Annotated in this window: 22 protein-coding genes and 1 tRNA gene; 10 read left to right on the forward strand and 13 right to left on the reverse strand. The window is 68.7% G+C overall.

Translation table 11 applies throughout. The features are described 5' to 3' along the window. Window positions 1-23: 23 nt before the first annotated feature. A complete protein-coding gene (locus tag FB560_RS14980; RefSeq protein ID WP_141873333.1) occupies window positions 24-845 on the forward strand; it encodes a hypothetical protein in 822 nt (273 codons plus the stop codon). Between the two features lie 59 nt (window positions 846-904). Here the strand turns inward: FB560_RS14980 and FB560_RS14985 are convergent, their stop codons facing one another. The 7 genes from FB560_RS14985 to dcd all read right to left on the reverse strand — a co-directional run bounded on the left by FB560_RS14985 (window position 905) and on the right by dcd (window position 9,501). Next, window positions 905-1,873, reverse strand: coding sequence for a helix-turn-helix domain-containing protein (locus tag FB560_RS14985; RefSeq protein ID WP_170198169.1), 969 nt, complete (start codon window positions 1,871-1,873; stop codon window positions 905-907). Window positions 1,874-2,015: 142 nt separating this feature from the next. Beyond that, window positions 2,016-2,963, reverse strand: coding sequence for a class C sortase (locus tag FB560_RS14990; RefSeq protein WP_229673343.1), 948 nt, complete (start codon window positions 2,961-2,963; stop codon window positions 2,016-2,018). Beyond that, the gene (locus tag FB560_RS14995; protein WP_170198170.1) at window positions 2,960-5,608 is read right to left on the reverse strand and encodes a VWA domain-containing protein; all 2,649 of its coding nucleotides are present in this window, start codon (window positions 5,606-5,608) and stop codon (window positions 2,960-2,962) included. Before FB560_RS14995 ends, FB560_RS14990 begins: the two co-directional genes overlap by 4 nt. Window positions 5,609-5,770: 162 nt before the next feature. After that, window positions 5,771-7,285, reverse strand: coding sequence for a SpaH/EbpB family LPXTG-anchored major pilin (locus tag FB560_RS15000; RefSeq protein ID WP_170198171.1), 1,515 nt, complete (start codon window positions 7,283-7,285; stop codon window positions 5,771-5,773). Window positions 7,286-7,464: 179 nt separating this feature from the next. Further along, entirely contained in the window at window positions 7,465-7,887 is a 423-nt protein-coding gene (locus tag FB560_RS15005) for a GNAT family N-acetyltransferase (protein WP_325058563.1), read from the reverse strand. A 17-nt stretch (window positions 7,888-7,904) separates the two neighbouring features. Continuing rightward, the gene (locus FB560_RS15010) at window positions 7,905-8,894 is read right to left on the reverse strand and encodes a hypothetical protein (protein WP_141873338.1); all 990 of its coding nucleotides are present in this window, start codon (window positions 8,892-8,894) and stop codon (window positions 7,905-7,907) included. A gap of 1 nt (window position 8,895) precedes the next feature. Then, window positions 8,896-9,501 (reverse strand): dCTP deaminase, encoded by a 606-nt coding sequence (gene dcd / locus FB560_RS15015; protein ID WP_141873339.1) that lies wholly within the window; start codon window positions 9,499-9,501, stop codon window positions 8,896-8,898. A gap of 94 nt (window positions 9,502-9,595) precedes the next feature. On the opposite strand from dcd, the gene FB560_RS15020 reads away from it, so the two are divergent. Continuing rightward, window positions 9,596-9,669 (forward strand) — tRNA-Gly (locus FB560_RS15020). A gap of 64 nt (window positions 9,670-9,733) precedes the next feature. Here the strand turns inward: FB560_RS15020 and FB560_RS15025 are convergent. Together FB560_RS15025 and FB560_RS15030 are read right to left on the reverse strand one after the other, a co-directional pair. Beyond that, complete coding sequence (locus tag FB560_RS15025) at window positions 9,734-10,228, reverse strand: hypothetical protein (RefSeq protein ID WP_141873340.1); 495 nt, start codon at window positions 10,226-10,228, stop codon at window positions 9,734-9,736. Window positions 10,229-10,341: 113 nt separating this feature from the next. Continuing rightward, complete coding sequence (locus FB560_RS15030; RefSeq protein ID WP_141873341.1) at window positions 10,342-10,572, reverse strand: hypothetical protein; 231 nt, start codon at window positions 10,570-10,572, stop codon at window positions 10,342-10,344. A gap of 164 nt (window positions 10,573-10,736) precedes the next feature. Here FB560_RS15030 and FB560_RS15035 point away from each other — a divergent pair, with 164 nt between their 5' ends. The 6 genes from FB560_RS15035 (at window position 10,737) to FB560_RS15060 (ending at window position 17,499) form a co-directional block, all read left to right on the forward strand. Further along, window positions 10,737-12,563, forward strand: a complete 1,827-nt coding sequence (locus FB560_RS15035; RefSeq protein WP_141873342.1) for an AMP-dependent synthetase/ligase — start codon at window positions 10,737-10,739, stop codon at window positions 12,561-12,563. A 17-nt stretch (window positions 12,564-12,580) separates the two neighbouring features. Continuing rightward, window positions 12,581-13,507 (forward strand): DUF1295 domain-containing protein, encoded by a 927-nt coding sequence (locus FB560_RS15040; RefSeq protein ID WP_141873343.1) that lies wholly within the window; start codon window positions 12,581-12,583, stop codon window positions 13,505-13,507. A 153-nt stretch (window positions 13,508-13,660) separates the two neighbouring features. Further along, window positions 13,661-13,873 (forward strand): heavy-metal-associated domain-containing protein, encoded by a 213-nt coding sequence (locus tag FB560_RS15045; RefSeq protein WP_141873344.1) that lies wholly within the window; start codon window positions 13,661-13,663, stop codon window positions 13,871-13,873. Continuing rightward, complete coding sequence (locus tag FB560_RS15050; RefSeq protein ID WP_141873345.1) at window positions 13,870-14,835, forward strand: heavy-metal-associated domain-containing protein; 966 nt, start codon at window positions 13,870-13,872, stop codon at window positions 14,833-14,835. Before FB560_RS15045 ends, FB560_RS15050 begins: the two co-directional genes overlap by 4 nt. 67 nt (window positions 14,836-14,902) lie before the next feature. Next, the gene (locus tag FB560_RS15055) at window positions 14,903-17,170 is read left to right on the forward strand and encodes a heavy metal translocating P-type ATPase (RefSeq protein ID WP_141873346.1); all 2,268 of its coding nucleotides are present in this window, start codon (window positions 14,903-14,905) and stop codon (window positions 17,168-17,170) included. Between the two features lie 53 nt (window positions 17,171-17,223). Beyond that, window positions 17,224-17,499: a YHS domain-containing protein gene (locus FB560_RS15060; protein WP_141873347.1), complete on the forward strand. Its 276-nt coding sequence runs from the start codon at window positions 17,224-17,226 to the stop codon at window positions 17,497-17,499. 50 nt (window positions 17,500-17,549) lie between these two features. On the opposite strand, the gene FB560_RS15065 is transcribed toward FB560_RS15060, so the two are convergent. The 3 genes from FB560_RS15065 to FB560_RS15075 are packed head-to-tail and all read right to left on the reverse strand — an operon-like array spanning window position 17,550 to window position 20,069. Next, window positions 17,550-18,011 (reverse strand): hypothetical protein, encoded by a 462-nt coding sequence (locus FB560_RS15065; protein WP_141873348.1) that lies wholly within the window; start codon window positions 18,009-18,011, stop codon window positions 17,550-17,552. A 55-nt stretch (window positions 18,012-18,066) separates the two neighbouring features. Then, a complete protein-coding gene (locus FB560_RS15070; protein WP_229673341.1) occupies window positions 18,067-18,867 on the reverse strand; it encodes a GAP family protein in 801 nt (266 codons plus the stop codon). Beyond that, window positions 18,864-20,069 (reverse strand): MalY/PatB family protein, encoded by a 1,206-nt coding sequence (locus tag FB560_RS15075; protein WP_141873349.1) that lies wholly within the window; start codon window positions 20,067-20,069, stop codon window positions 18,864-18,866. Before FB560_RS15075 ends, FB560_RS15070 begins: the two co-directional genes overlap by 4 nt. A 107-nt stretch (window positions 20,070-20,176) precedes the next feature. Between FB560_RS15075 and FB560_RS15080 the strand changes: the two genes are divergently transcribed. Further along, the gene (locus FB560_RS15080; protein ID WP_141873350.1) at window positions 20,177-20,860 is read left to right on the forward strand and encodes an SGNH/GDSL hydrolase family protein; all 684 of its coding nucleotides are present in this window, start codon (window positions 20,177-20,179) and stop codon (window positions 20,858-20,860) included. A 33-nt stretch (window positions 20,861-20,893) separates the two neighbouring features. Here the strand turns inward: FB560_RS15080 and FB560_RS15085 are convergent, their stop codons facing one another. Continuing rightward, a complete protein-coding gene (locus FB560_RS15085; protein WP_141873351.1) occupies window positions 20,894-21,391 on the reverse strand; it encodes a MarR family winged helix-turn-helix transcriptional regulator in 498 nt (165 codons plus the stop codon). Between the two features lie 129 nt (window positions 21,392-21,520). Between FB560_RS15085 and FB560_RS15090 the strand changes: the two genes are divergently transcribed. Further along, a complete protein-coding gene (locus FB560_RS15090; protein WP_141873352.1) occupies window positions 21,521-22,312 on the forward strand; it encodes an SDR family NAD(P)-dependent oxidoreductase in 792 nt (263 codons plus the stop codon). Window positions 22,313-22,397: the final 85 nt, after the last annotated feature.

Here is a 22,397-nt window from a genome sequence, read left to right on the forward strand (position 1 = left end):
ACACTGACAACTAAGGACTTCCCATGAACACCTCTGAATCTCAGACCCCTGACAGCACCTCCCGCCCCTTCGGCTACTGGCTGAAGGCCGCCGACCGCCTGATGGCGGCCGAGTTCGCCACCGCCTTCGAGGGCGAGCACGCGAGTCGCCGCGACTGGCGGCTGCTCAACATCATCGACGGCACCGTCCCGGCTCGCCGCCCCCTGAACGACCACAAGCTGCGTCCCCTCGTCGAGCGCGGCTGGGTCGCCCCCGAGGGTGAAGGCTGGACGCTCACCGACGACGGGCGCGCCGCCAAGGATCGCCTCGGCGCGATCGTCGACGGCATCCGCTCCAAGGTCACCGACGCCGTCTCCGCCGAGGAGATGGCCACCACCCTCGCCTCGCTCGAGAAGATCGCGCGCGCGTTCGGATGGGATGAGGAGACTCCTCTCCCCCGCGGGCGCCGCCACGGCTTCGGCGGACACGGACACGGACGTGGACACGGCTTCCCGCGCGGCTTCGGCCGTCCGTTCGGTCGGGGCTTCGGACCGGGCCGCGGCTTCGGTCCGGATCACGGTCTCGGTCCCGATGCGCGCGACGGCGACTGCCGCGGCGCGCACAGCGACCACGACCACGGCCACGGCCACGGCCACGGCCACGGTCACGGGCACGGATTCGACTCCCGTCACGGCTTCGGTCCGCGGGACGACGCCGGACACGAGCACGCCGGACACGAGCACGCCGGACACGAGCCTCGCGACCACAGCCGCGGCCACCACGGTCCGCAGCGGATCGTCCGCCTCACGCAGCACGCGTACGAGCGCGGCTTCGACGCCGGCTACTCACGAGGCCGCGACGCCTGATCAGTCCGTGCCAGCACGTGAGAAGGGACGGATGCTTCGGCATCCGTCCCTTTCTGCGTCTACCCCGCTGCCCGCACCTCGTCAGCAGGCAGGACTCCCCCGGACGCGGGTTCGGCATACGCGTGCAGGGCGCGATACATCGCCGAGAGCGATGCGAAGCCGGCGAGTCGGGCGCGCTCAGCCTGCGACATGCGGGAATGGCGCGCCTGCAGGTCCCGCGCCGTACGGACCCGCGCCCCGCGCAACGCTTCGCGGACCGTGCTCCCCTCGGCGGCGAAGGCCGTCTGGAGCGTGCGCGACGACACCCCGAACCGCACCGCGATCGATGTGGCGGTCACGTTCGCATCGCGATGGTGTGCCGCGATGAACGCCGTGACGGCGTCCACGATCCCCTCGTACGGCGTGACGTTCTCGAGAACCGTCCGCGCGCACGCCTCCACGATCGCATCCGCACTGAGGGCGATCAGGTCGGGTTCGTCGGCGGGTCCCGGAGGCGTCGCGCACACCCCGTGGACGAAGGCGTAGAACGGGGCGATCCGCCGCCAGGGAAGCGAGGGACCACCCGCGTCGACATGTAGCTCGCCGAGTGCGGGCGCCACGAGATGCGCGGCCACTCGCAGCGCGATGACCTCGTTGTGCGCGGCGGTGAGTCGCACTTCGATCCGTGTGTCGCCGGGCGCGACCAACACGACCGAAGAACCCCGGCGGACGATCGGTCCGCCCGCCGTGACGGTCAGCGCACCTGTGCGCGCGACCAGCAGCAAGGCGTGTCGTGCCGGCTCCGCGCGACGGTCCCACACCACCGTCGCCGCGGCACCGTCCAGCAGCGCGAAGCTCGTCCGCTCGTCATGCGCGTGACGGATCTGGAGCCTGCCATCGTCCGCGACGCGCAGTACCGTCAGATTCGCATCGGCGAGCCGCCGAACAGCGTTCCGAGCTCCGCTTCCCTGATCGGCGGTGCCGGTCCCGCCCACGCGCAACGTCTGCTTCGCGAAGGCCGCCCGTGGGCGCGCGACAGATCCGTGCACGGGGCGTCCTCTCGTGATCCGCGTGGCTGCGATGACCGCATCGGGACTGCGGTCGAACCCCCGCCGGCCCGGCGGGTGGAACTGGCACGATGCTAACGACGAGACCGGTCCCCCGGACACCCTGAGAGCGGTATATCCCCACTTATGAGGGAGCGGCACCAGGGTGGGCCCGCACGACGGCCGACGGCGTCGCTCGCACGACCGCCTGCGGCCGTGCACGACGCCGCGCATCGCCGAATCCCTGCTGAGCCACATAGGCGGCGATCACGATCAGCCCGAGCCCGAACCACACCGCCCACCAGGGAAATCCCGGCACTCCGGACGGGCCCGCCATCGCATCGATGTCGGCGACGGGAGTCGGAGTGATCCGCTCTCCCGTGACCACGATCCGATGCGTGTTGATGCCGAGCGGGGTGCATGTGATCAAGGTGACCAGATCCTCGCCCACGACGGGCCGGATCGTGTCGGCGGCGTCGGGCTCGATCACGACCGTCTCGGTCACACGGTAGGTGAGCACCCTCTCGAACACCTCCACCGTGAAGGTGTCACCGATCTCGACCCGGTCGAGGTCGGTGAACATCGTCGCATCGGCGAGCCCCCGATGAGCCGTGATCACGGAGCGCGTGCCGACGCCGCCGATCGGGAAGTGGGACCCTTCGAGGTGCCCGGCACCGCGGGCGAGCACGGCGTCGCTCGTACCGTGATAGATCGGCAGGTCCACGTCGATGCGGGGGATGCGCACCCGACCCATCAGTCCATCTCCAGATGCCGAGAGGATACTGTCGTAGTCGAATCCGGTACCGGCCGCCGCGCCGTCGCTGACGGGACGACTGCCGTTGCGTTCGATGCGCACCGCGCCGGAGCTGAGTGCATCGTTGTAGGCGCGCGCCTGCGCGATCTGCTCTTCCGCGGAAGGATCAGCGGTCCGCACCGCCTGGTGGTACCCGTCCACCACCAAGGACTGGTTGTAGGAGCTCACCCATTGCGCTGTCATCGGATAGAGGCCCGCGAGCAGTCCCCCGAGCGCGAGCGCGGCGATCGCGCTCGTGAACAGCCCGGGCCTCCACCGTCGCGCGCGAGCACGGTTCACGTCTCGTTCGCTCTCCGGGTCCGGCGACGCTGCCACCATGCGCCCGCGACCGCGAGCACACCGAAGCCGCCCGCGGCGAGCGCGAACTCCCACGTGCCGGTGCCGCCGGTGAGCGGGATGCCGGGGATCGTGATCTGCTCGTTCTCGATGTCTCCGTAGGCGACGTTCGTCAGCACCACGATGTCGATCGCGTCTTCGAGCAGCAGATATCCGGCCGGCGCACGGGTCTCGACGAGTCGGTATGTGCCCGGAGTCAGGGAAGCGACACGGAATGCCCCGGCGGCGGGGTCGATGTCCGGACCCGCGCACGCGCCGGGGTCGGCCGCGACGCAGTCCACCACGGCGAGGGTCCCGGTCGGATCGAGCACGCCGGGCGTGCTGAACGGCGTGAGCATCCATTCGGATCCGGCGAGCAGGTCGCCGACGAAGTTCACCTTGTTCCATGTGAGGTCGACCACCACCGGATGCACCGTGCAGGGCGCCGGGGGCGTGCAGGTCGCGGGCGGCTCCTGTCCAGTCGGCACGACGGCATTGCGCAGCACATGGTCCCCCGCGGCCGTCTGCGGGTTCTTCACGACGACCGTGTAGGTCACTGTCGCACTCGCGAGGGGGAGCAGGACCCCGGTGATCCTGATACGGTCCCCGGTCGGGTTCAGCACCGCCGACAGCGGAGGCTGCGCCGTGATGGCACCGGACAGATCGGCGTCGTCCCGCACTCCGGCGAGGACATCGTCATGATCGACGACCACGGGCAACCCGCCCGTGTTGCGGAAGGTCAGCGTGTACGTCACCGACTGCCCGGGCACCACCGTGGCCCCCGACGGCGGAGTGGACGACTTCTCGATCACGAGGTTGCCGGGCGCGGGGGCCCGGTTGTAGATGCGGCACTCGATGCGCTGGTTGCTGCCGGCATCCACCTGGAAGCCGGGCTGTGCAGCGATTCCGGCGTTCGTGACAGCGACCGGGGCGCCGGTCTCGACGTTCACGCACGACGCGTTGCGTGCTGCCACTCCCGCACCCACCGGTACGAGCGTGTATCCGGGCTGCTGCGTCTCGAGCACCTGCACCGCCCCGGACGACGGGGTCGCCGAGAACGTCAGGCCGAAGTTCACCTTGCCGTCGCCGCCCGCAGCCGTGACCGCGGAGTTCGGGTCGTTGACGGCGACCGCGGGCGAGAGGCTGGTCGCGTCGAACTGCCATCCCGCCGGCGCAGGAACCGCGTCGGCGATGCTTCCTGCGGCGGGCACGATCATCTTCTGCACACCGATCGAGCCCTGGCAGGTGTCACCCACGAGTGCACGGAGAGCGGCCGTGGCCTCGGCGAAGCTGCTCGCGCGGTAGTAGTCGGAGTTCAGCGTGGTGCCGGAGACGGCACGGAGGTTGTTCTCGCTCGCACCGGTGAGAGCGGGGCCGACACCGAGCGCGATGACACGAGTGCCGTCGGCCTTCAGCAGGTTGGCCGAGAAGACGCCGGCGTCGACATCCTGCAGCGAGTTGAATGCGCTGGAGCCTGTTCCGTTGTTCCCCCGGCTCACCGTCGGGTTGCCGTCCGTGAGCAGGATCGCCACGTCGTAATGCGGCGCCGCGCCGGCAGCCGTCGCGAATCCGGCATCCCAGCTCGTGCCGCCGCCGTACGTCCATCCCGTGTACTGCGCTTTGAAGACGGCCGCCTGCGCGGAAGTGGTCACGGGGAGCAGCGCGGGGTGATTGGTCGCCCCGACGCCAGGGCTGTCTGTGGAGAAGGAGAAGACCGCCATGCGCGTCTGTGTGCCACGGAGCGCATCGACGAAGGCCGACATCGTCGACTTCAGCTCAGTGATGCCGGTCTCCCCCAGCGAGCCGGACGTGTCGCTGATCAGTGCGATGTCGAGATCGCACGATGCCGGGATGACCGGGTTCACCCGGGACTGATTCCAGATACCGTTCGTCCGAGTGGCATTCGCCGACTGTCCGCCCTCGACGTTGCTGTCCGCCCGGGTGCGCATGAAGTAGCGGTCGGGGTCCCCCGACCCCGTGCCCGTGCCGGTCGGGTCGTTCCACGGCATCGGATCCGTGGATCGATAGACCACGCCCGCGCGCAGTTCGATATCGCTGCGGAAGCGGTAGGTCCAGGTCGTCTCGGGAGTGGCGCCGAAACCACCGACACGAATCGAGGGGTTGGTGTACCAGCCGCTGGGCGCCGCCTCTTCGACGATCCAGAAACGGGTGTCCTGCGGCACGCCCGTCGCCGACGGAGCTCCCGTGCGAATCGGGATGATGAAGTTGCAGTCACCGTCCGCGTCGGAGACGCAGGTCGTCCACGGCCACGTGGTGTCGTAGCGTGTACCGGCCGCTCCCTGGATCGGGAGTCCCACGGCGCCGCCGCCAGACACCGTCGCCGTGCCGCCGCCGTAGAGAGCGAGACGGACTCCCGGGAGTCCTTGAACGGCTCCGGCCGAGGTGCGATCCCCACCGACCTTGACCGAGATCACAGCCGATCCGGCAGGCGGTACGGGAACGGCAAGCGGAGCGATCGCAAGGCCAGCAGACGCTTGTGCGGTCGTGGATGCCACCGCGTCCGCCGCCCACGGACCGGCGATACCGAGTCCGGTGACCATCATGAGCGCCAGGAGGAGCGACGTCGCGCACCGGACGCCCCTTCGCATCGTTCCCCTCGCACCGACTGTGGGGCGCAGACCCGTGAACATCAGTGACTCCTCCCCGGATCGTCGGTCGTTCTGCAGAGCACGGCAGCGGTATCCCCACCTGAGCCGTGGGGACGGGGCGGCGCATGCAGCGCGCCGCCCCGTCGATGAGCGCGAGGTGCGCTACTCGGTCAGCGTCCGCTCGCGACGACGCTTCATCAGCACGAGGCCGATGGCGACGATCGCGATGCCGACTCCCGCGGTGATCAGGATGATCTGGCCGTTCGCACCTGTGAGCGGCAGGCCGGGAACCCCCTGCTGCGTGTTCACGATGTCGGCGTTGTCGGCGGTGGTCGTCTCGCCGATCCTGACCGCGACTCCGGTGAAGGGGTCGGCGGGGAGGACGTACCCCGCGGGCGCCGCCGTCTCCTTCAGCACGTAGCAGCGCTGCAGCGCGTCGACGGCGGGGTTCTCACTGTCGCTCACGAACAGCCCGGCGATCGAGATGACACCACCGGCCACCGAGGTGAAGGTGGTCTCGCCGTCGACCGCGATCGGGTCGCCATCGGCGACGGCGGCCGTGCAGTCGGCGCCGTAGGGGGCCACGGCGTTGTAGACCTCGAAGGTCGCTCCGGCCAGGAGTCCCTGCGAGCCGGACGTGTTGCTCGCGCGCTTGATGATCTCGAGCGAGCCCCAGTGGGTCTCGACCTCGTTGGAGGGCAGCGGCGGACGCACGGCGGGGTCGAAGCCGGGGTTGTTCGTCCAGAGCTCGGCCTGGTTCGTGATCGAGCCGTCCCCGACCTCCACCACGGTTCCGGCGAACACCACCGTGATCTCCGAGCCGGCCTGGGCATTCGGGCCCTGATTCAGCCACGCGAGCCCTGCCGCGGTGAAGTTCACCGTGACCTGCTGGCCCGCGACATCGACCGTGTAGTAGCTCGCATCCAGGGCTGCGCCGTCCGCGGTGACGGCGACATCCGCCGACGCGACGGGAACCAGACGCGCGTCGAGCGCGTCGCGGATCGCGAAGCCGGTCCAGGTGTCGTTGCTCACCGGCACGGGGACGGTGACCGGGAAGCGCACCACCGAGCCGAGGCCGGTGTCCTGCTGCTCCTGGATCGTCTTCACGACCTCGCCGGCACCGTTCTTCGGGTACGCGTGGACGTCGTAGACCCAGCCGTTCTCGAACGGCATCGGAATCGTGACGATGAACGGCGCGGAACGGTCGATGATCTGCGCCGGCGCCTCGGTCTCGCACACCTGGTAGGCCCCGACGGTCAGCGCGAGCGTCGCCGCGCCCTGCGCATCCGTCGGGTCGAAGGCGACCCCGGTGCCGAGCGTGAAGCCGGTCGGAGCGGTGCAGGCCGCGCCGGCCTGCACATCCTCGAGGCCGTCCCAGCTCTCGGCGATCGAGAGGTCGAGCGGCACCCCGCCCTGCAACAGCGGATAGGCAGTGAAGACGACATCAGCCACCGGATCGGTGAAATCACCGGCGGCGGGCGGCGCACTGATGTCACCTTCGACATCGCCGGTCTGATGCAGGTACTTGTGCACCGTGAGCGACCCCGTGCGATCGGCATCGATGTTGCCGAAGTCCTGCGCATCGGCATGTGCGGCAGACGCGGCGACCATGCTCGCCAATCCGACTGCGGCCACTCCCAGCACCGCGCCGACGCGGTGCACTCTTGTTCCTCGCACTGGCATGCTCCTTCGGTAGTCCTCGCCGACCGCCGGATGCAGTCGTCACCGACCCCGGGGTACGCAGAAGCATCCCCGTGGATCCTTCACAGGAAAGCCGCCGGGAGCGGGGTGCCGTCGCGGGTCTGCGCGAAGTGACAGGGATTCAGCGGGAAACGGGAGGAATCACCGGGGAGTGGTCAGCCGGCGGGCCGCGTCAGGAAGATGTCGACCTCGTCCTCGCTGTCGACCACGAACCCGGCACGACGGTAGAGCCGGAGCGCGGGACTGCCCTGCAGGACGTTGAGTCGGAACGTCTGCTGTCCGGCGTCCGACAGCACCCGAGCCAGCACGGCGCCTCCGACACCTCTCCCCTGCGTCGCGGGGTCGAGGTAGAAGTGCTCGATCCATCGCACACCCTCGTCGGGACGCACCGCTATCGACCCGGCATCCCTTCCGTCGACGACGATGATCTGGGTCGTCGCCGTGCGGAAGGAGCCGAGGAATCGCTGCCGCACCCGCACCTCGTCATAGCGGCCGAGGCGCGTCAGATCGTCCCGCAGCACGACCGCGCGCAGCTCGGCGATCCACGCGGCGTCTTCCGGCGTGCTCGGACGGAGCATCCACTCCATGGGGTCGCTCAGATCGGCAACGACAGGTAGAACTGCCGCACCGCGTCGTCGTCGCCCTGCACCTGAAGGACCCACGGCTGCGATCCGTCGCCCGTCACGATCCACAGCACCGTGGTGGAGGAGTCGTCCTGATAGGTGTTCTGGGTGCCGCGGCCGTCCTCGTACACGGAGTTCGTGTCGGAGGGGTCGCCGAGGCCCTCATCGGCGACGGCGTACGCGGCCTCGGCCGTGGCGTCGTCCGTGAACTTCCACACCGTGAACGTGAGGGAGCCGACCTCCGACTCGTAGGAGGCCGCCGTCGCCTCCTCGGCAGGCAGCGCGGCCGGGTCGGCGACGGTCCACGGCTGCACGAGCTGCCACTCGGTGGCGCCGTCTGCGCCGATCACCGAAGGCCCGACCTGACCAGCGATCTCGGCGCAGAAGTCGCTGCAGGGGTCGGTGCTGAGAGAACCCACCGAGACCGTCGACGCCTCATCCTCGGTCGCGGATGCACCGGACGGAGCGCTGACGGGCGCCTCCTGGCCGAACGACGGCAGCTCGAGGCGTGTGCTCGTGGCGAGGTAGATCACCAGCGCGATGGCACCGGCGAAGAGGATGAGCAGGAACACGAAGATCGCTGCCGTCAGTCCGCGATAACCGCCCGACGGCACCTCGGGGGTCATGGTCGGCTGCGACCACTCCTCGGAGACCGCGGCGGGTGCCGGCGCATCCGAAGTGCCGGCGGGACGCGCACTGCGCCGGGACGGGACCATCGCCTCGAGTGGCGGGGGCGGGATGACGGAATCGGCCGGCGCGATGTCGAGCGGAGGCGGCGGGATCACCGCATCCGGCACGTCGGAGGATGCCGGCGGGATCAGCCCGTCCGGGATGGGGATCTCGGGCGGAGGCGGCGGGATCACCGGCTCCGGGATCGAGAGCGGAGAGTCGGCGGGCGACGGCGCGACCGCCGGGTCCGGCGGAGTCTCCGGGTCGTGCGGGGTGGCGCTGTCGTCGCTCATGTCAGCCTCCGACGGCTCCGACGTCTGTCGTGCCGACATCCGTCCGGTGGAAGTTCTGGAAGGAGCGGGATGCCGTCGGGCCCCGCTGCCCCTGATAGCGGTTGCCATAGGGACCGGAGCCGTAGGGGTTCTCGGTCGGCGAGGTCAGGCGGAAGAAACAGAGCTGACCGATCTTCATTCCCGGCCACAGCTTGATCGGCAGGGTCGCCACGTTCGCGAGCTCGAGCGTCACGTGCCCCGTGAAGCCCGGGTCGATGAAACCCGCCGTCGAGTGCGTGATGAGTCCGAGGCGCCCGAGGGAGGACTTGCCCTCCAGCCGCGCGGCGACATCATCGGGCAGGGTGACCTGTTCGAACGTCGCCCCGAGCGCGAACTCCCCCGGGTGCAGGATGAACGGCTCGTCGGGGTCGACCTCGATCAGGCGCGTGAGCTCGGGCTGGTCGACCGAGGGATCGATGAACGGGTACTTGTGGTTGTCGAACAACCGGAAGTAGCGGTCGAGGCGCACGTCGATGCTCGAAGGTTGGATCATCTCCGGTGCGTGCGGATCCAGGCCGATACGGCCTGATGCGAGTTCTGCCCTGATGTCGCGGTCGCTGAGAAGCACGGGTTCAGCCTAGTTGCCACACGGAGTCGGCGCTTTTGCCATACGGCGGTCGGCGGGTAGGCTGGCGATCACCTGTTCCTCCGGGCACAGGTTCGGGACTGTAGTTCAATGGCAGAACTTCTGCTTCCCAAGCAGATAGCGCGGGTTCGATTCCCGTCAGTCCCTCCACGAGTGAGTTGAGTTCCGCACCCGCGAGCAGACGTTTCGATGCGGGTGCGTGACAGAAGCGGCGTCAGGAGAAGAGCTGGCGAAGCGCGTCGAGGTCGCCGGAGTCGACCACCTTCTGGACGGCGTCGATGGTCTCCTGGGTCGCGAACATGCCCTTGAGCGTGCCGTTCCACATCGCCCTCACGGTGTCCACGTCACCGGCGTCAACCGCCGCGCCCGCAGCCTCGATGGCCTGCTGGTACGGAATCTGCGCGAACCCGCCCGGCGCGTCCCACGGGCTGTCGTACGGGATCCAGGGGGTCTCCGGGTCGGGCGTGAGCCAGAGCACCTGGCCGGGGTGGATGTCTCGCCTGTGGTTCATCGAGCCGAGGTTCGGGTACGCGCAGAGCCGTTCAGCGACCACGGCTTCGACGTCGCCCGGCTCGACGGTATACGTCACGGGGGCGCCGTCCTCATCGACTGTCACCTCGCCACGCGCGAACTCACGTGCACCCAGATCTCGGAGCGTGCCGTGGCGCTCCCAATACAGACCTCCGTCGTCACCGATGACCTGAGACATGCCGGAGCAGGATTCCGACTCGGTCGAATCCGGCGTCGAAGCAGCCTCGGTCACCGGCTTGGTGCAGGGGCCAGGCCGGTGCAGGGTTGCGCACCCCAAGCCTGCCTGGTCTTCTAGAGGTTCTCCGGTGGCAGCGATGTGGGCCTCGCAGCGATTCGTCGATTGTTGCGCCCGATGGTGAGGATGCTCAGCACCTGCGAGATCGCGAGCAGGATCATCGCCGCGGCGGTCCACCACACCGTCGATCCGAGGACCCCGGCGAGAAGCAGCACCACAAGTGTGAGGGCGAACGTCCCGACGATTCCGAGCGCCCACCAGTACGGGGTGGCGCTGCGCGTCTGCATGTACATCTCCTCCACGATTCCATCTGCCGTCCGACGGGACAACACCTTCCGCTCTCGGCCGATCTGCGATCCATCCCATCCGAATCCGCGTCGGCTCCGAACAAGGACGACAGGGCGGTACTCGCGCGCCCGCGTCCCGGCCCCATGGCCCGAGAGGAGCCCCGATGATCGAGTCATCGACCCCGCCGCTTGCCGCCCTCGACGGCTACCGCAACGTCACCGATCTGCTGGTCGCGCGCGCCGCCGCCGCTCCGGACCACGTGGCGTTCGAAGTCCACGACCCGGATGCCGGCTCGTGGCGGCCGATCACGACGCGGGAGTTCTCGAACGAGGTGCGCGCGCTGGCGAAGGGCTTCATGGCTCGGGGCATCCGGGCCGGTGACCCGATCGCGATCATGGCTCCCACGCGCTACGAATGGGCCGTCGCCGACCTCGCGTCCTGGTTCGCCGGGGCCGTCGTGGTGCCGATCTACGAGACCTCGTCCGCGTCGCAGGTGAACGCGATCGTCGCGGATGCCGGCGTGCGCCTGGCCATCGGCGGCACCGCGGAGCACGCGGCGCTTCTTCAGAAAGCACTCGCGCAGACGACCGGCGACACGCTCGGGGCGTGGACGATGGATATCGCGACGCCCAGCGCTCTCATCGACCTGGTCTCCGCCGGCGTCGACGTCACCGACGAAGCTCTCGAGGCACGCCGGACATCCGCCTCCCAGGACGACCCCGCGACCATCGTCTACACCTCGGGCACCACAGGTGCACCCAAGGGTGTCGTGCTGACCCATCGGAACTTCCTCGGTCAGGTGCTCAACATCGCCGCCGCGTACCGCGAGATCGTGAACGAAGACGGCAACACCGTGATCTTCCTGCCGCTCGCGCATGTGCTGGCACGCGGGCTTCAGTTGATCTGCCTGGCCAGCGGCATGCGCATCGCGCACCTGTCCGATCCGTCGACGGTCGTCGCCACTCTCGACACGCTGCGTCCGACTTTCCTGGTCGTCGTGCCGCGGGTGCTGCAGAAGATCCAGGCGGCCGCAGCAGCCAAAGCGGCCGACAAGGGCCTCTCCGGCGTCTGGGCGCAGGCCCGGTCGACGGCCATCGCGTGGGGTCGTCGCGCCGAGCGGATGGATGCCGGGCGCAGGGTCAGCAAGAAACTCGGGCTCAACCTGCGCCACCGCCTGTTCGACGCGCTGTTCTTCGGGCGCCTGCGCACCGTGATGGGCGGACGCGTCGGATACATCCTGTCGGGCGGCGCCGCGCTCGATGCCGAGCTGTCGCTGTTCTTCCGCGGTATCGGCGTCCCCGTGATCGAGGGATACGGGCTGACCGAGACCACGGCACCCCTCACCGGCAACCTGCCGGGGAACATCTCCTCGGGCAGCGTCGGCACGCCCCTGCCCGGACTCACGGTGCGCATCAGCGACGAGGGCGAAGTGCTGGCCCGCGGTGTCGGGGTCTTCGCCGGCTACCGCAACGCGGCCCACGACGAGGACGCCTTCGTCGACGGATTCTTCCGCACCGGAGATCTCGGGCGACTCGACGAGCAGGGTCGGCTGATCCTCGAAGGTCGGCTGAAAGACGTGATCGTCACCTCGAACGGCAAGACGATCGTGCCGACCCGTTGGGAGAGCGCGGTCGAGGCGAGCCCGCTCGTGTCGCACGCCGTGATGGTAGGCGAGGGAAAGCCGTACCTGTCCGCGCTGCTCGTCCTCGACCCGGAAGAGACACGGGCATGGGCGACCGCAGAGGGCATCATCATCGCTCAGAGTGCGCCGTCCGACATCCGCGCGGTCACCGATCCGACGTTGCGCGCACACCTGCAGAAGACCATCGATGCCGCCAACGCCCTCGTGGCCCGTAGCGAGCAGGTGCGCCGTTTCAGCGTGGTCTTCGCCGACCTCGAAGACCGCGCGCTGGTCACACCGACCATGAAGCTCAAACGGAGCGTCGTGCTGGATCGCGCAGCCGTCACCGTCGAAGACCTGTACCTCTGAGAAACAGAAAGAACACCATGTCCTCCCCGACGCCCACCAGTCCCAAGTCCTCCCGCTCCTCGCTGATCGCGATCATCGCCGCCCACGTCATCGGAGCGCTCGTCGCGCTCGCCGGCAGCCAGAACAGTGCGACGCTCGGCGGCATCCCGCTGTTCGCCCTCGCTGTCGCCGCGGCGTTCGCGATCCAGGTCCTCGCGTTCATCCCGGCGATGATCCTGCGCACCGAGCGATTCTTCGACCTGACCGGCAGCCTCACCTTCTTCGCGATCTCGGCGACCCTCGTGCTGCTGACGCCCGAGCCCGACGCGCGCAGCGGGATCCTCGCGGCGATGGTGATGCTGTGGGCCGTGCGCCTCGGTTCATTCCTGGCCCTGCGCGTGCACAAGGCCGGATCCGATGGCCGATTCGACGAGATCAAGGGCTCCCCCCTGCGGTTCCTGCAGGTGTGGGTGATTCAGGGGGCGTGGGTGTCGCTGACGGCCGCGGCGGCCTGGATCGCCATCAGCACGGAGGCCTCGTCCCGTGCACCCATCGGATGGCTGACCGTCGTCGGCATCATCGTGTGGGTCATCGGCATGGTCGTCGAGATCGTCGCCGACGCGCAGAAGTCCGCGTTCCGCGCAGACCCGCGCAACAAGGACGAGTTCATCCGCACCGGGCTGTGGTCGCGCTCGCGCCACCCCAACTACTTCGGCGAGATCGTGATCTGGGTGGGCGTGTTCCTCACCGCCGCCCCGGTGCTCGCCGGATGGCAGTGGGTCGCCCTGCTCTCGCCGCTGTTCGTCATCCTGCTGCTGACGCGCGTGAGCGGCATCCCACTGCTGGAGGCACGCGCCGAGAAGAAGTGGGGCGATCGCGCCGACTACCTCGCGTACCGGGACTCGACCCCCTCGCTGATCCCGCGGCTCACCCGGCCGAAGGTGCAGGAGAGCGCGGCGTCCTGACCGGCAAGCCCCTCGGGTTAGCGGGGCCCTGGCTGGCTCTGCCCTCCTCGCCCTCCTCGCCCTCCTCGCCACGGGTTGAGGGAATACCCCACGGGGGTATACAGTTGCCTCTAATACCCGGTACAGGTACCACCGAGAGGAAGAGGATCTGCGATGACCACGAACGAGTTCCAGGTGACCGGCATGACCTGCGGGCACTGCGAGATGTCGATCCGCGAAGAGGTCGCCGAGATCCCGGGTGTCGCAGACATCCAGGTGAGCGCGCAGACGGGCACGCTCGTCGTCACCGGCCCTGACTCCCTCGACGACGCGAAGATCCTGGCTGCCGTCGCGGAGGCGGGGTACTCGGCGGTGCGGACGGTATGAACGCCGGGGCACGCCTCACGATCTACGGGATCGGCGTGGTGGTGGCGTTCGGTGGGGCCTTCGGCCTCGCCGGTGCCATCGTTCCCCCGAGCGTTGTCAGCGATTGGACGGAAGGTGCGGAGATGAACGGTCACGACGGCGGGCACGATTCCCCCACGGCAGCAGGGGAAGAGTCCTCGGATGCCGCTGCGGACAGCCTGAAGGGCCTCTCTCTCGGCCTGGACGGGTATGTCCTGTCGCCGGTCACGGCGCCGGGAGCCGTCGGAACCTCCGGCGAGCTGCGGTTCCAGATCCTCGACGTCGCGGGCACCCCGGTCACGGAGTACACGACCGCACACGACAAGGACCTGCACCTGATCGTGGTGCGCTCCGACGGGAGTCGGTTCCGTCACGTCCACCCGACGCTGGATGAAGGCACGGGAACGTGGTCGCTGCCGTGGGAATGGACGGAGGCCGGGAGCTACCGCGTCTTCGCAGACTTCACTCCCGCCGGCGAGGATGCATCCTCGCTCACGCTCACGCGCACGGTCCAGGTGGCGGGTGAGTTCGCCCCGGTCACGCGACAGACGACGCAGACGGCACAGGTCGACGGCTTCACGGTCACGCTCGACGGCGACCTCACGGCGGGATCGGCGACGGATCTCACCCTCACCGTGTCGAAGGACGGGACGCCTGTCACCGCCCTCGAGCCGTACCTGGGGGCGTTCGGCCATCTCGTCGCACTGCGCGACGGCGACCTCGCCTACCTGCACGTGCACGCCGAGGGGGACGAGCCCGAGGCCGGCGAGACGTCCGGCCCGGAGATCGAATTCGCCGCCGAGGCGCCGACCGCCGGCCGGTACTTCCTCTATCTGGACTTCCAGGTCGACGGGCAGGTGCACACCGCCGAGTTCGTGGTCGATGCCGCTCAGGGGGACGACGCGGCAGAGTCCGACGGCGACGCGCACGAAGACGGGCACTGAGCGGCGATCGCCGCTCAGGCAGCTCCACGCTGCCGTCCGCACACACAGCCGACAGAAGGAAAAGCACATGAGCACATCAGCACCCCCGAGCCGGGGTTCAGGCGTCGAGTTGGAGATCGGCGGGATGACCTGCGCGTCCTGCGCGATGCGGATCGAGAAGAAGCTGAACAAGCTCGAGGGTGTCGTGGCGACCGTGAACTACGCGACCGAGAAGGCGAAGATCACGGTCCCTGACGGCTACGACCCGGCGGTGCTGATCGCCGAGGTGGAGAAGACGGGATACTCCGCGGTGCTGCCCGCCCCGAAGGGCAGGAAGAACGACACCGGCTCCTCCGATGGTGCCGACGACGAGGACCCGGAACTCCGATCCCTGCGCCATCGGCTGATCGGCGCGATCGTGCTGACCGTGCCCGTGATCGCGATGGCGATGATCCCCGCGCTGCAGTTCACATACTGGCAGTGGGCTTCGCTCGCGCTGGCTGCGCCCGTGATCATCTGGGCGGCGTGGCCGTTCCACAAGGCCGCGTGGACGAACCTCACGCACGGCGCCGCGACGATGGACACGCTCATCTCGATGGGCACCTCCGCGGCATTCCTGTGGTCGCTGTACGCCCTGTTCTTCGGCACGGCGGGTACACCGGGAATGACGCACCCGTTCGAGTTCGCACTGGCCCCCTCGGACGGTGCGGCGAACATCTACCTCGAGGTGGGCGCCGGGGTGACGATGTTCATCCTCGCCGGGCGGTACTTCGAGAAGCGGTCGAAGAAGCAGGCCGGCGCAGCCCTGCGCGCGCTTCTCGAACTCGGCGCGAAAGAGGTCGCCGTACTCCGCGGCGGCGTGGAGACGAAGATCCCCGTCGAGGATCTCCAGGTCGGTGACGAGTTCATCGTGCGCCCGGGAGAGAAGATCGCCACCGACGGCGTCGTCGTCTCCGGGACCTCGGCCGTGGACGCGTCCATGCTCACCGGCGAGGCCGTACCCGTCGAGGTCGCAGAGGGAGACGCCGTCACCGGTGCCACGACCAACGTCGGCGGCCGGCTCGTGATCCGCGCGACCCGGGTCGGCTCCGACACGCAACTGGCGCAGATGGCCCAGCTCGTCGAAGACGCCCAGACCGGGAAGGCCGAGGTGCAGCGCCTCGCCGACCGGATCTCCGGGGTGTTCGTGCCGATCGTCATCGTGATCGCCTTCGTGACTCTCGGCGGCTGGCTCGGGGCAGGATTCCCCGTGACCGCGGCATTCACGGCGGCGGTCGCCGTGCTCGTGATCGCCTGCCCGTGCGCGCTGGGTCTGGCCACGCCGACAGCGCTGCTGGTGGGTACAGGACGCGGTGCCCAGATGGGCGTGCTCATCAAGGGCCCGGAAGTTCTGGAGTCCACCCGCAAGGTCGACACCGTGGTGCTGGACAAGACCGGCACCGTCACCACCGGGAAGATGACATTAGTCGAGGTGTTCGTCGAGGACGGTACCGAGCGCGCGGAGCTGCTGCGGCTGGCCGGCGCGCTGGAGGATGCCTCGGAGCATCCCATCGCGCAGGCGATCGCCAAGGGCGCGACCCAGGAAGTCGGACCGCTCCCCACGCCCGAGGACTTCGCGAACATCGAGGGCAAGGGCGTGCAGGGGATCGTCGACGGCCACGCCGTGCTGGTCGGCCGTGATTCGCTGCTCGCCGAGTGGTCACAGCAGCTCAGCCCCGAACTCGCATCGACGAAGGCGCGCGCCGAGGGAGAGGGGAAGACCGTGGTCGCCGTGGGGTGGGACGGTCAGGCCCGCGGCATCCTCGTCGTGGCCGACACTGTGAAGCCGAGCAGCGCGGAAGCGATCGCGCAGTTCCGGGCGATCGGGTTGACCCCGATCCTGCTCACCGGAGACAACGAGGCCGTGGCCCGGCAGATCGCGGCCGAAGTGGGCATCACCGAGGTCATCGCCGAAGTCCTCCCGAAGGACAAGGTCGACGTCGTCACCCGGTTGCAGCGCGAAGGCAAGGTGGTCGCGATGATCGGCGACGGCGTCAACGACGCCCCCGCACTCGCACAGGCCGACCTCGGACTCGCGATGGGCACCGGCGCGGATGTCGCGATCGAAGCATCCGACATCACGCTGGTGCGCGGCGACCTGCGCAGTGCGGTCGATGCCATCCGCCTGTCTCGCAAGACACTCGGAACCATCAAGACGAACCTGTTCTGGGCCTTCGCCTACAACGTCGCGGCGATCCCCGTCGCCGCTCTCGGGATGCTCAATCCCATGCTCGCCGGCGCGGCGATGGCACTGTCCAGTGTCTTCGTCGTCGGCAACAGCCTGCGCCTGCGCGGGTTCAGGAGCATCGCCAAGTGATGGCATCCGCGCCATCTCCCGCCACCGGAAGCAATCGAAAGGAACCATCCCGCATGACGAACCACACCGAGGCCGCCCCCAGCTGCTGCAGCACCAGCGCCGTCGACCCTGCCACCCTGGGCAACGGCCGCGAGAACCTGTTGACCCGCGGATCAGATGACGACCTCACCACCTGCCCGGTCATGGTCGGCACTCCGGTCAGCAAGAAGGCAGCGGAAGCGGTCGGGCTCTTCCGTGACCACGAAGGCGAGCGGTACTACTTCTGCTGCGCCGGGTGCGGTCCGGCGTTCGACTCCGACCCCGCCACGTACGCCGCCGCCATGGCCTGAGCCCGATGCGGGTTCACGGTGCTGAGGCCGAGGTGCAGAGACGCCGCCCGTCACTCTGACGGAGCAGAGCGGATCGCTCGTCTCGTGAGGAGTGCGACCGGGATGTGGCCGAGGGCGAGGACGGCGGCGGCGATCGCGATCCACGGATTGCTCAGCCACGCCGCGGCGCAGAGGAACACCACCACCGGCATGACCGCCATCGGCACCGGAACACGCCAGAGCGAGGCGTAGAGCAGAGCCTGCGCACGACCGGCGACGAGGTACCGGCCCCACAGCCCGTAGTAGATCGCCAGCGCCAGGACTGCGGGCAGCGCCCACCACCAGACGATCGCACCGGGGAGCGTGATCGCCGGCACGACGAGGCACAGCGCCTGCCCCATCCGTTCGACTCCTTCGAGCAGACGCGGCACGCGTGCGACCGTGTTCTGCCCGTGCGGGGGAAACCACAGCAGCAGGAGGTTCGGCGCGAGCACCGCGATGCTGACGATCAGTCCGAGTAGCGAGAATCCCACGTGCGAAGGCTACCGATGCGCACCGCACGGCCGAAAGCCGCCGGCAGCGGGATGCTCAGAGCGAACCGATGCCCTTGCCGAGCATGAGCACCGCGATCACGACGAGCAGCACGGTCGTGATCACCACGTTCTCGCGGGCGAGCCAGCGGTGGAACCTCTCCATGGGCTCGCGGAGGCGACCGGCCGCGAACAGGAACCCCACGACGGGGATCACCACCGTCGAGACCGCGCATCCGATGAAGACCGCGGCGGCGATGGCCTGCGAGGACGCGGAGAGACCGGACCCTCCGATCAGCATGCCGGCGCTCGCGGCGACCAGCAGGTTCTTCGGGCGAGGGACGGAGAGCAGGAGCCCCAGCCCGAGAGCGCGCCCGAACGTGAAGGAGTCGATCGCAGCCATCCACTTCGGGAGGGCAGGGTCCTCCCCCGGAGCCGGGCGCCCGCGCCACTGCTTCACGGCGAGCAGGAGCAGCAGCGCCGCGAGCACGAACTGCACGATCGCACGCACGATGTCAGGACCACCGGACTCCCCCGCGGCCGGAAGAGCCCCGGCCAGGAGCACGAACACGATGACCGGCACGCTGATCCCGACGACCCATCCGATCAGGAAGCCCGGACCCGTGCGGCGCGCATTCGGAGACAGCAGCATGAGGATGATCGCGACGATCGTCAGCGGACTGATGGCGATGGCGAGCGTGAGGGGAAGCGTCTCCCCGATGACCGAACCCAGGATGGTCTCGTTCCCTTCTGACGCACCGCAGCGACTGACCGCGAGCTCTCGGCGACGAAGGGCCGAGGTTCGGCATCCTTCACCGCCATGCTCACCGATCGCGGGCACGGGGAAGGCGGCTCTCATCCTCCGCGGATGATGCCCTGTGCCACCTGCCCCCGCCCGCGACGAGCCAGCGCATCCGCCATCCGATCGACGGCCTGTTCGATGACCGGACGCGGGGTCGCGAACACGAAGCGCAGGAATCCGACGCCCGCGAGACCGGTCGCAGATCCGTCGGTCATCGCGACTCCGGCCTGCTCGCGGAAGAAGTCGGCGGGTTGTGCGCCGAGATCCAGGGCGCGCGCGTCGAGCCAGCCGATGTAGGTGCCCTCGGGAGCGCGATACGCGATCTCCGGGATGCGGGCGGCGAGGGCCTCGCCGAGGAACCGGCGGTTGCCGTCGAGATACCGCACGACCTCGGCGAGCCACCCACGATCGTCGCGATAGGCGGCGGTGTTCGCGATCACGCCCAGGTTGCTCGCTCCGTGGGAGGCCATCATGCCGATGCGCTCCCAGACCTCGCGGTCCGCGTCGTTCGTGATGATGATCTGCGCGGTCTTCAAGCCCGGGAGGTTCCACGCCTTCGAGGCCGAGGTCGCCGTGACGGCATGGGAGGCGGCGACATCCGAGATCGAGGCGTACGGGATGTGTGCGGCCGGCGCGTAGACCAGCGGCGCATGGATCTCGTCGGAGAACACGCGTCCGCCGTGCCGCTCCACGACCTCGCTGACGGCCAGCAGCTCATCGCGATCGAACACCCGACCGACCGGGTTGTACGGATTGCAGAGCACGAGCAGGTTCGCGCCCGCCCGGAAGGCGGCGTCGATGCCGTCGAGATCGAGAGTGTAGCGACCGTCGACCACGGTCATCGGCACCTGGATGACCTCCCGCCCGGCGGACGGCGGCACCGAGAGGAACGGCATGTACGCGGGCGTCGGCACGATGACGGGGCTCCCGGCGCGGGAGAAGTGGGTCATCGCCAGTTCGAGCGCGTGGATGACGTCGGCGATCGGATGCACATCGGATGCCGGCACGTGCCAGCTGTACGCGTCCCGCAGCCATTCGGCCGCCGCCTCGGACATCTCGTCGCTCATCGACGCGGGGAGATAGCCGAAGACTCCACGATCCACCGCGTCATGCAGAGCGCGGGAGATGCCCGGAGCCACCCCGAAGTCCATCTCGGCGACGAAGGCCCCCACCGTGTCGGGGAAGGCCGACCACTTGAGGCCGCCGAGGCGGCGCAGATGGTCGACCTCGATCGCGTCGAAGGTGGCAGCGAGAGACATTCGGGCTCCTGTCGTCGGGGACTGCGAGGGCATCCCTCCATCATCACCCGGGATCACCCGCCCCGGGGCGGTCCCATCCATCGTGGGGTCCGCGTCGAACAAGAAGCATGCGCCGTCTCCGATCCCTTGCGTCCGTGGTCGCCCTCGCCCTGGGCCTCACCGCCTGCGCCGCTTCGCCGGCACCCGACACCGCGGCGACGCCGGGGGACGGCCCCCTGGTCGCCTTCTACGGAGACTCGTACACGCTCGGCACGGGAGCGAGCGACCCCTCGATGCGCTGGTCGACGATCATCAGCGAGGCGCGGGGGTGGAACGAGTTCAACCCGAGTGTGAACGGACTCGGTTTCGTGAATCACCGCTCGGACTTCGAGGAGGACGACCTCCCCGCGCTCGTCATCGCAGAGCGCCCCGACATCGTCTTCATCACCATGGGCCTGAACGACAACTTCAGCTTCGCAGGACGCGCCGACCTCATCCATGAGACCATCACCGCCGATCTCACCCGCATCCGCGACGCCCTGCCCGCGGCGCGGATCATCGTGGTCGAGCCGTTCTGGTACACCGAGGAGCGCCCCGAATCCGTCGAGACGATCATCGGCTGGGTGGAGGATGCCGCCGTATCGATCGATGCGGACTGGATCCCGGGCGCCAGCCGCTGGCTCGACCGGCACTACGCCGGCGCAGAGGAGAGCTGGATGGCGGCCGACGGCATCCATCCTTCCGACACCGGGTACCGGCACATGGCCGCGCAGATGGATGCCGCGCTCGCGCGACTCGATCCGGCGCTGTGAGAGGCGCACGCCGACCGTGCCCCGTCGGACGGATCAGGAACCGGAGACCGGGGGGCTCCACGCGGATTCGGGCCCGATCGCCGTCGAGATCCGACGACTGATCACGCCGAGTTGGGCGACTTGACCGCGGGTCAGGGCATCGAAGACGACCCGCTGCACCAGAGCGTGATGACCCGGCGTGGACTCGACGACCTTCTCATGCCCGGAATCGGTGAGCACGCCCAACGTGAAGCGTCCGTCGCCGGGATCGATCGCACGGCGCACCCAGCCCTTCTTCTCCAGGCGCGAGATCGCACGCGAAAGCCGCGACAGCGTGCAACTGGCGTAGCCGGCGAGGATGCTCAACCGCAGCGAACGCTGCGGGGCAGTGTCGAGCGCATAGAGGATGCCGTGCTCGAAGTGGGTGAGCCCGCTGTCACGCTGCAGCTGCGCGTCCAGTGCCGCGGGAAGCCGCTCGAGCATGGTCGCCAGCGAGGCCCAGACAGCGAGATCCTCGGCGGACAACTCAGTGGAACCGATCGGCGCTGGCATGCCTCGAGTGTACGGCACCGACGTGCCAGAAGCGGCGTGGATAACTTGCTCAGGAAAGTTATGACAAGATCATATGACTTGCTCAAGCAAGTAAAATTCCGGCATGGAAAGTGAAAGACAGGAGCAATCGTGGATCTGAAGCTGCAGGGAAAGACGGCGTTCGTGAGCGGCTCGAGTCAAGGGATCGGGTACGCGATCGCCGCAGCGCTCGCATCCGAAGGCGTGCAGGTCATACTGAACGGCCGGGATCCGGAACGCCTCGCTGCGGCGGTCGGCCGACTGCGCGCCGAGCATCCGGCATCGAATCCGACGGCCCTCGTCGCCGACTTCGCCAGCCCCGAAGAGGTGACTCGGCTCATCGACGCACTCGGCGAGATCGACATCCTCGTCAACAACGTCGGGCTGTTCGGTCTCTCCGATTTCACCGCGGTCTCCGACGAGGAATGGGGCCGCTACTTCGACGTGAACGTGATGAGCGGGGTGCGCCTCTCGCGCCATGTGCTCACGGGGATGCTTCAGCGCGGCAGTGGCCGCATCCTCTTCATTAGCAGCGAATCCGGGGTGAACGTTCCCGCCGACATGGTGCATTACGGCGTGACGAAGGCGGCGATGATCGCGCTCAGCAACGGCTTGGCCAAGCTGACTCGCGGCACCGCGGTGACCGTCAACACGATCCTCGGCGGTCCGACCTACTCCGACGGCGTCGCGGCGACCGTCGGAGTCGTCGCTGAGGCGCAGTCGGTCTCGCCCGACCAGATGAAGCAGGCGATCATCGGCCAGAACCGCACCTCGCTGCTCGAGCGCTTCATCGAGCCGGAGGAGATCGCTCAGCTCGCCGCCTACCTCGTGAGCCCCCGAGCCTCCGCGACCAACGGCGCTGCGGTGCGAGCCGACGGAGGCGTGCTCACGACGATCCTGTAGACACCACCAACCCGCATGCAGCATCGCCGTGACGGCCGCGACGACCGATCGGCGATGCGCGGCGATGCGGTGGGGGTCGGTGAAC

Source organism: Microbacterium saperdae (assembly GCF_006716345.1).
Lineage (GTDB): Bacteria > Actinomycetota > Actinomycetes > Actinomycetales > Microbacteriaceae > Microbacterium > Microbacterium saperdae.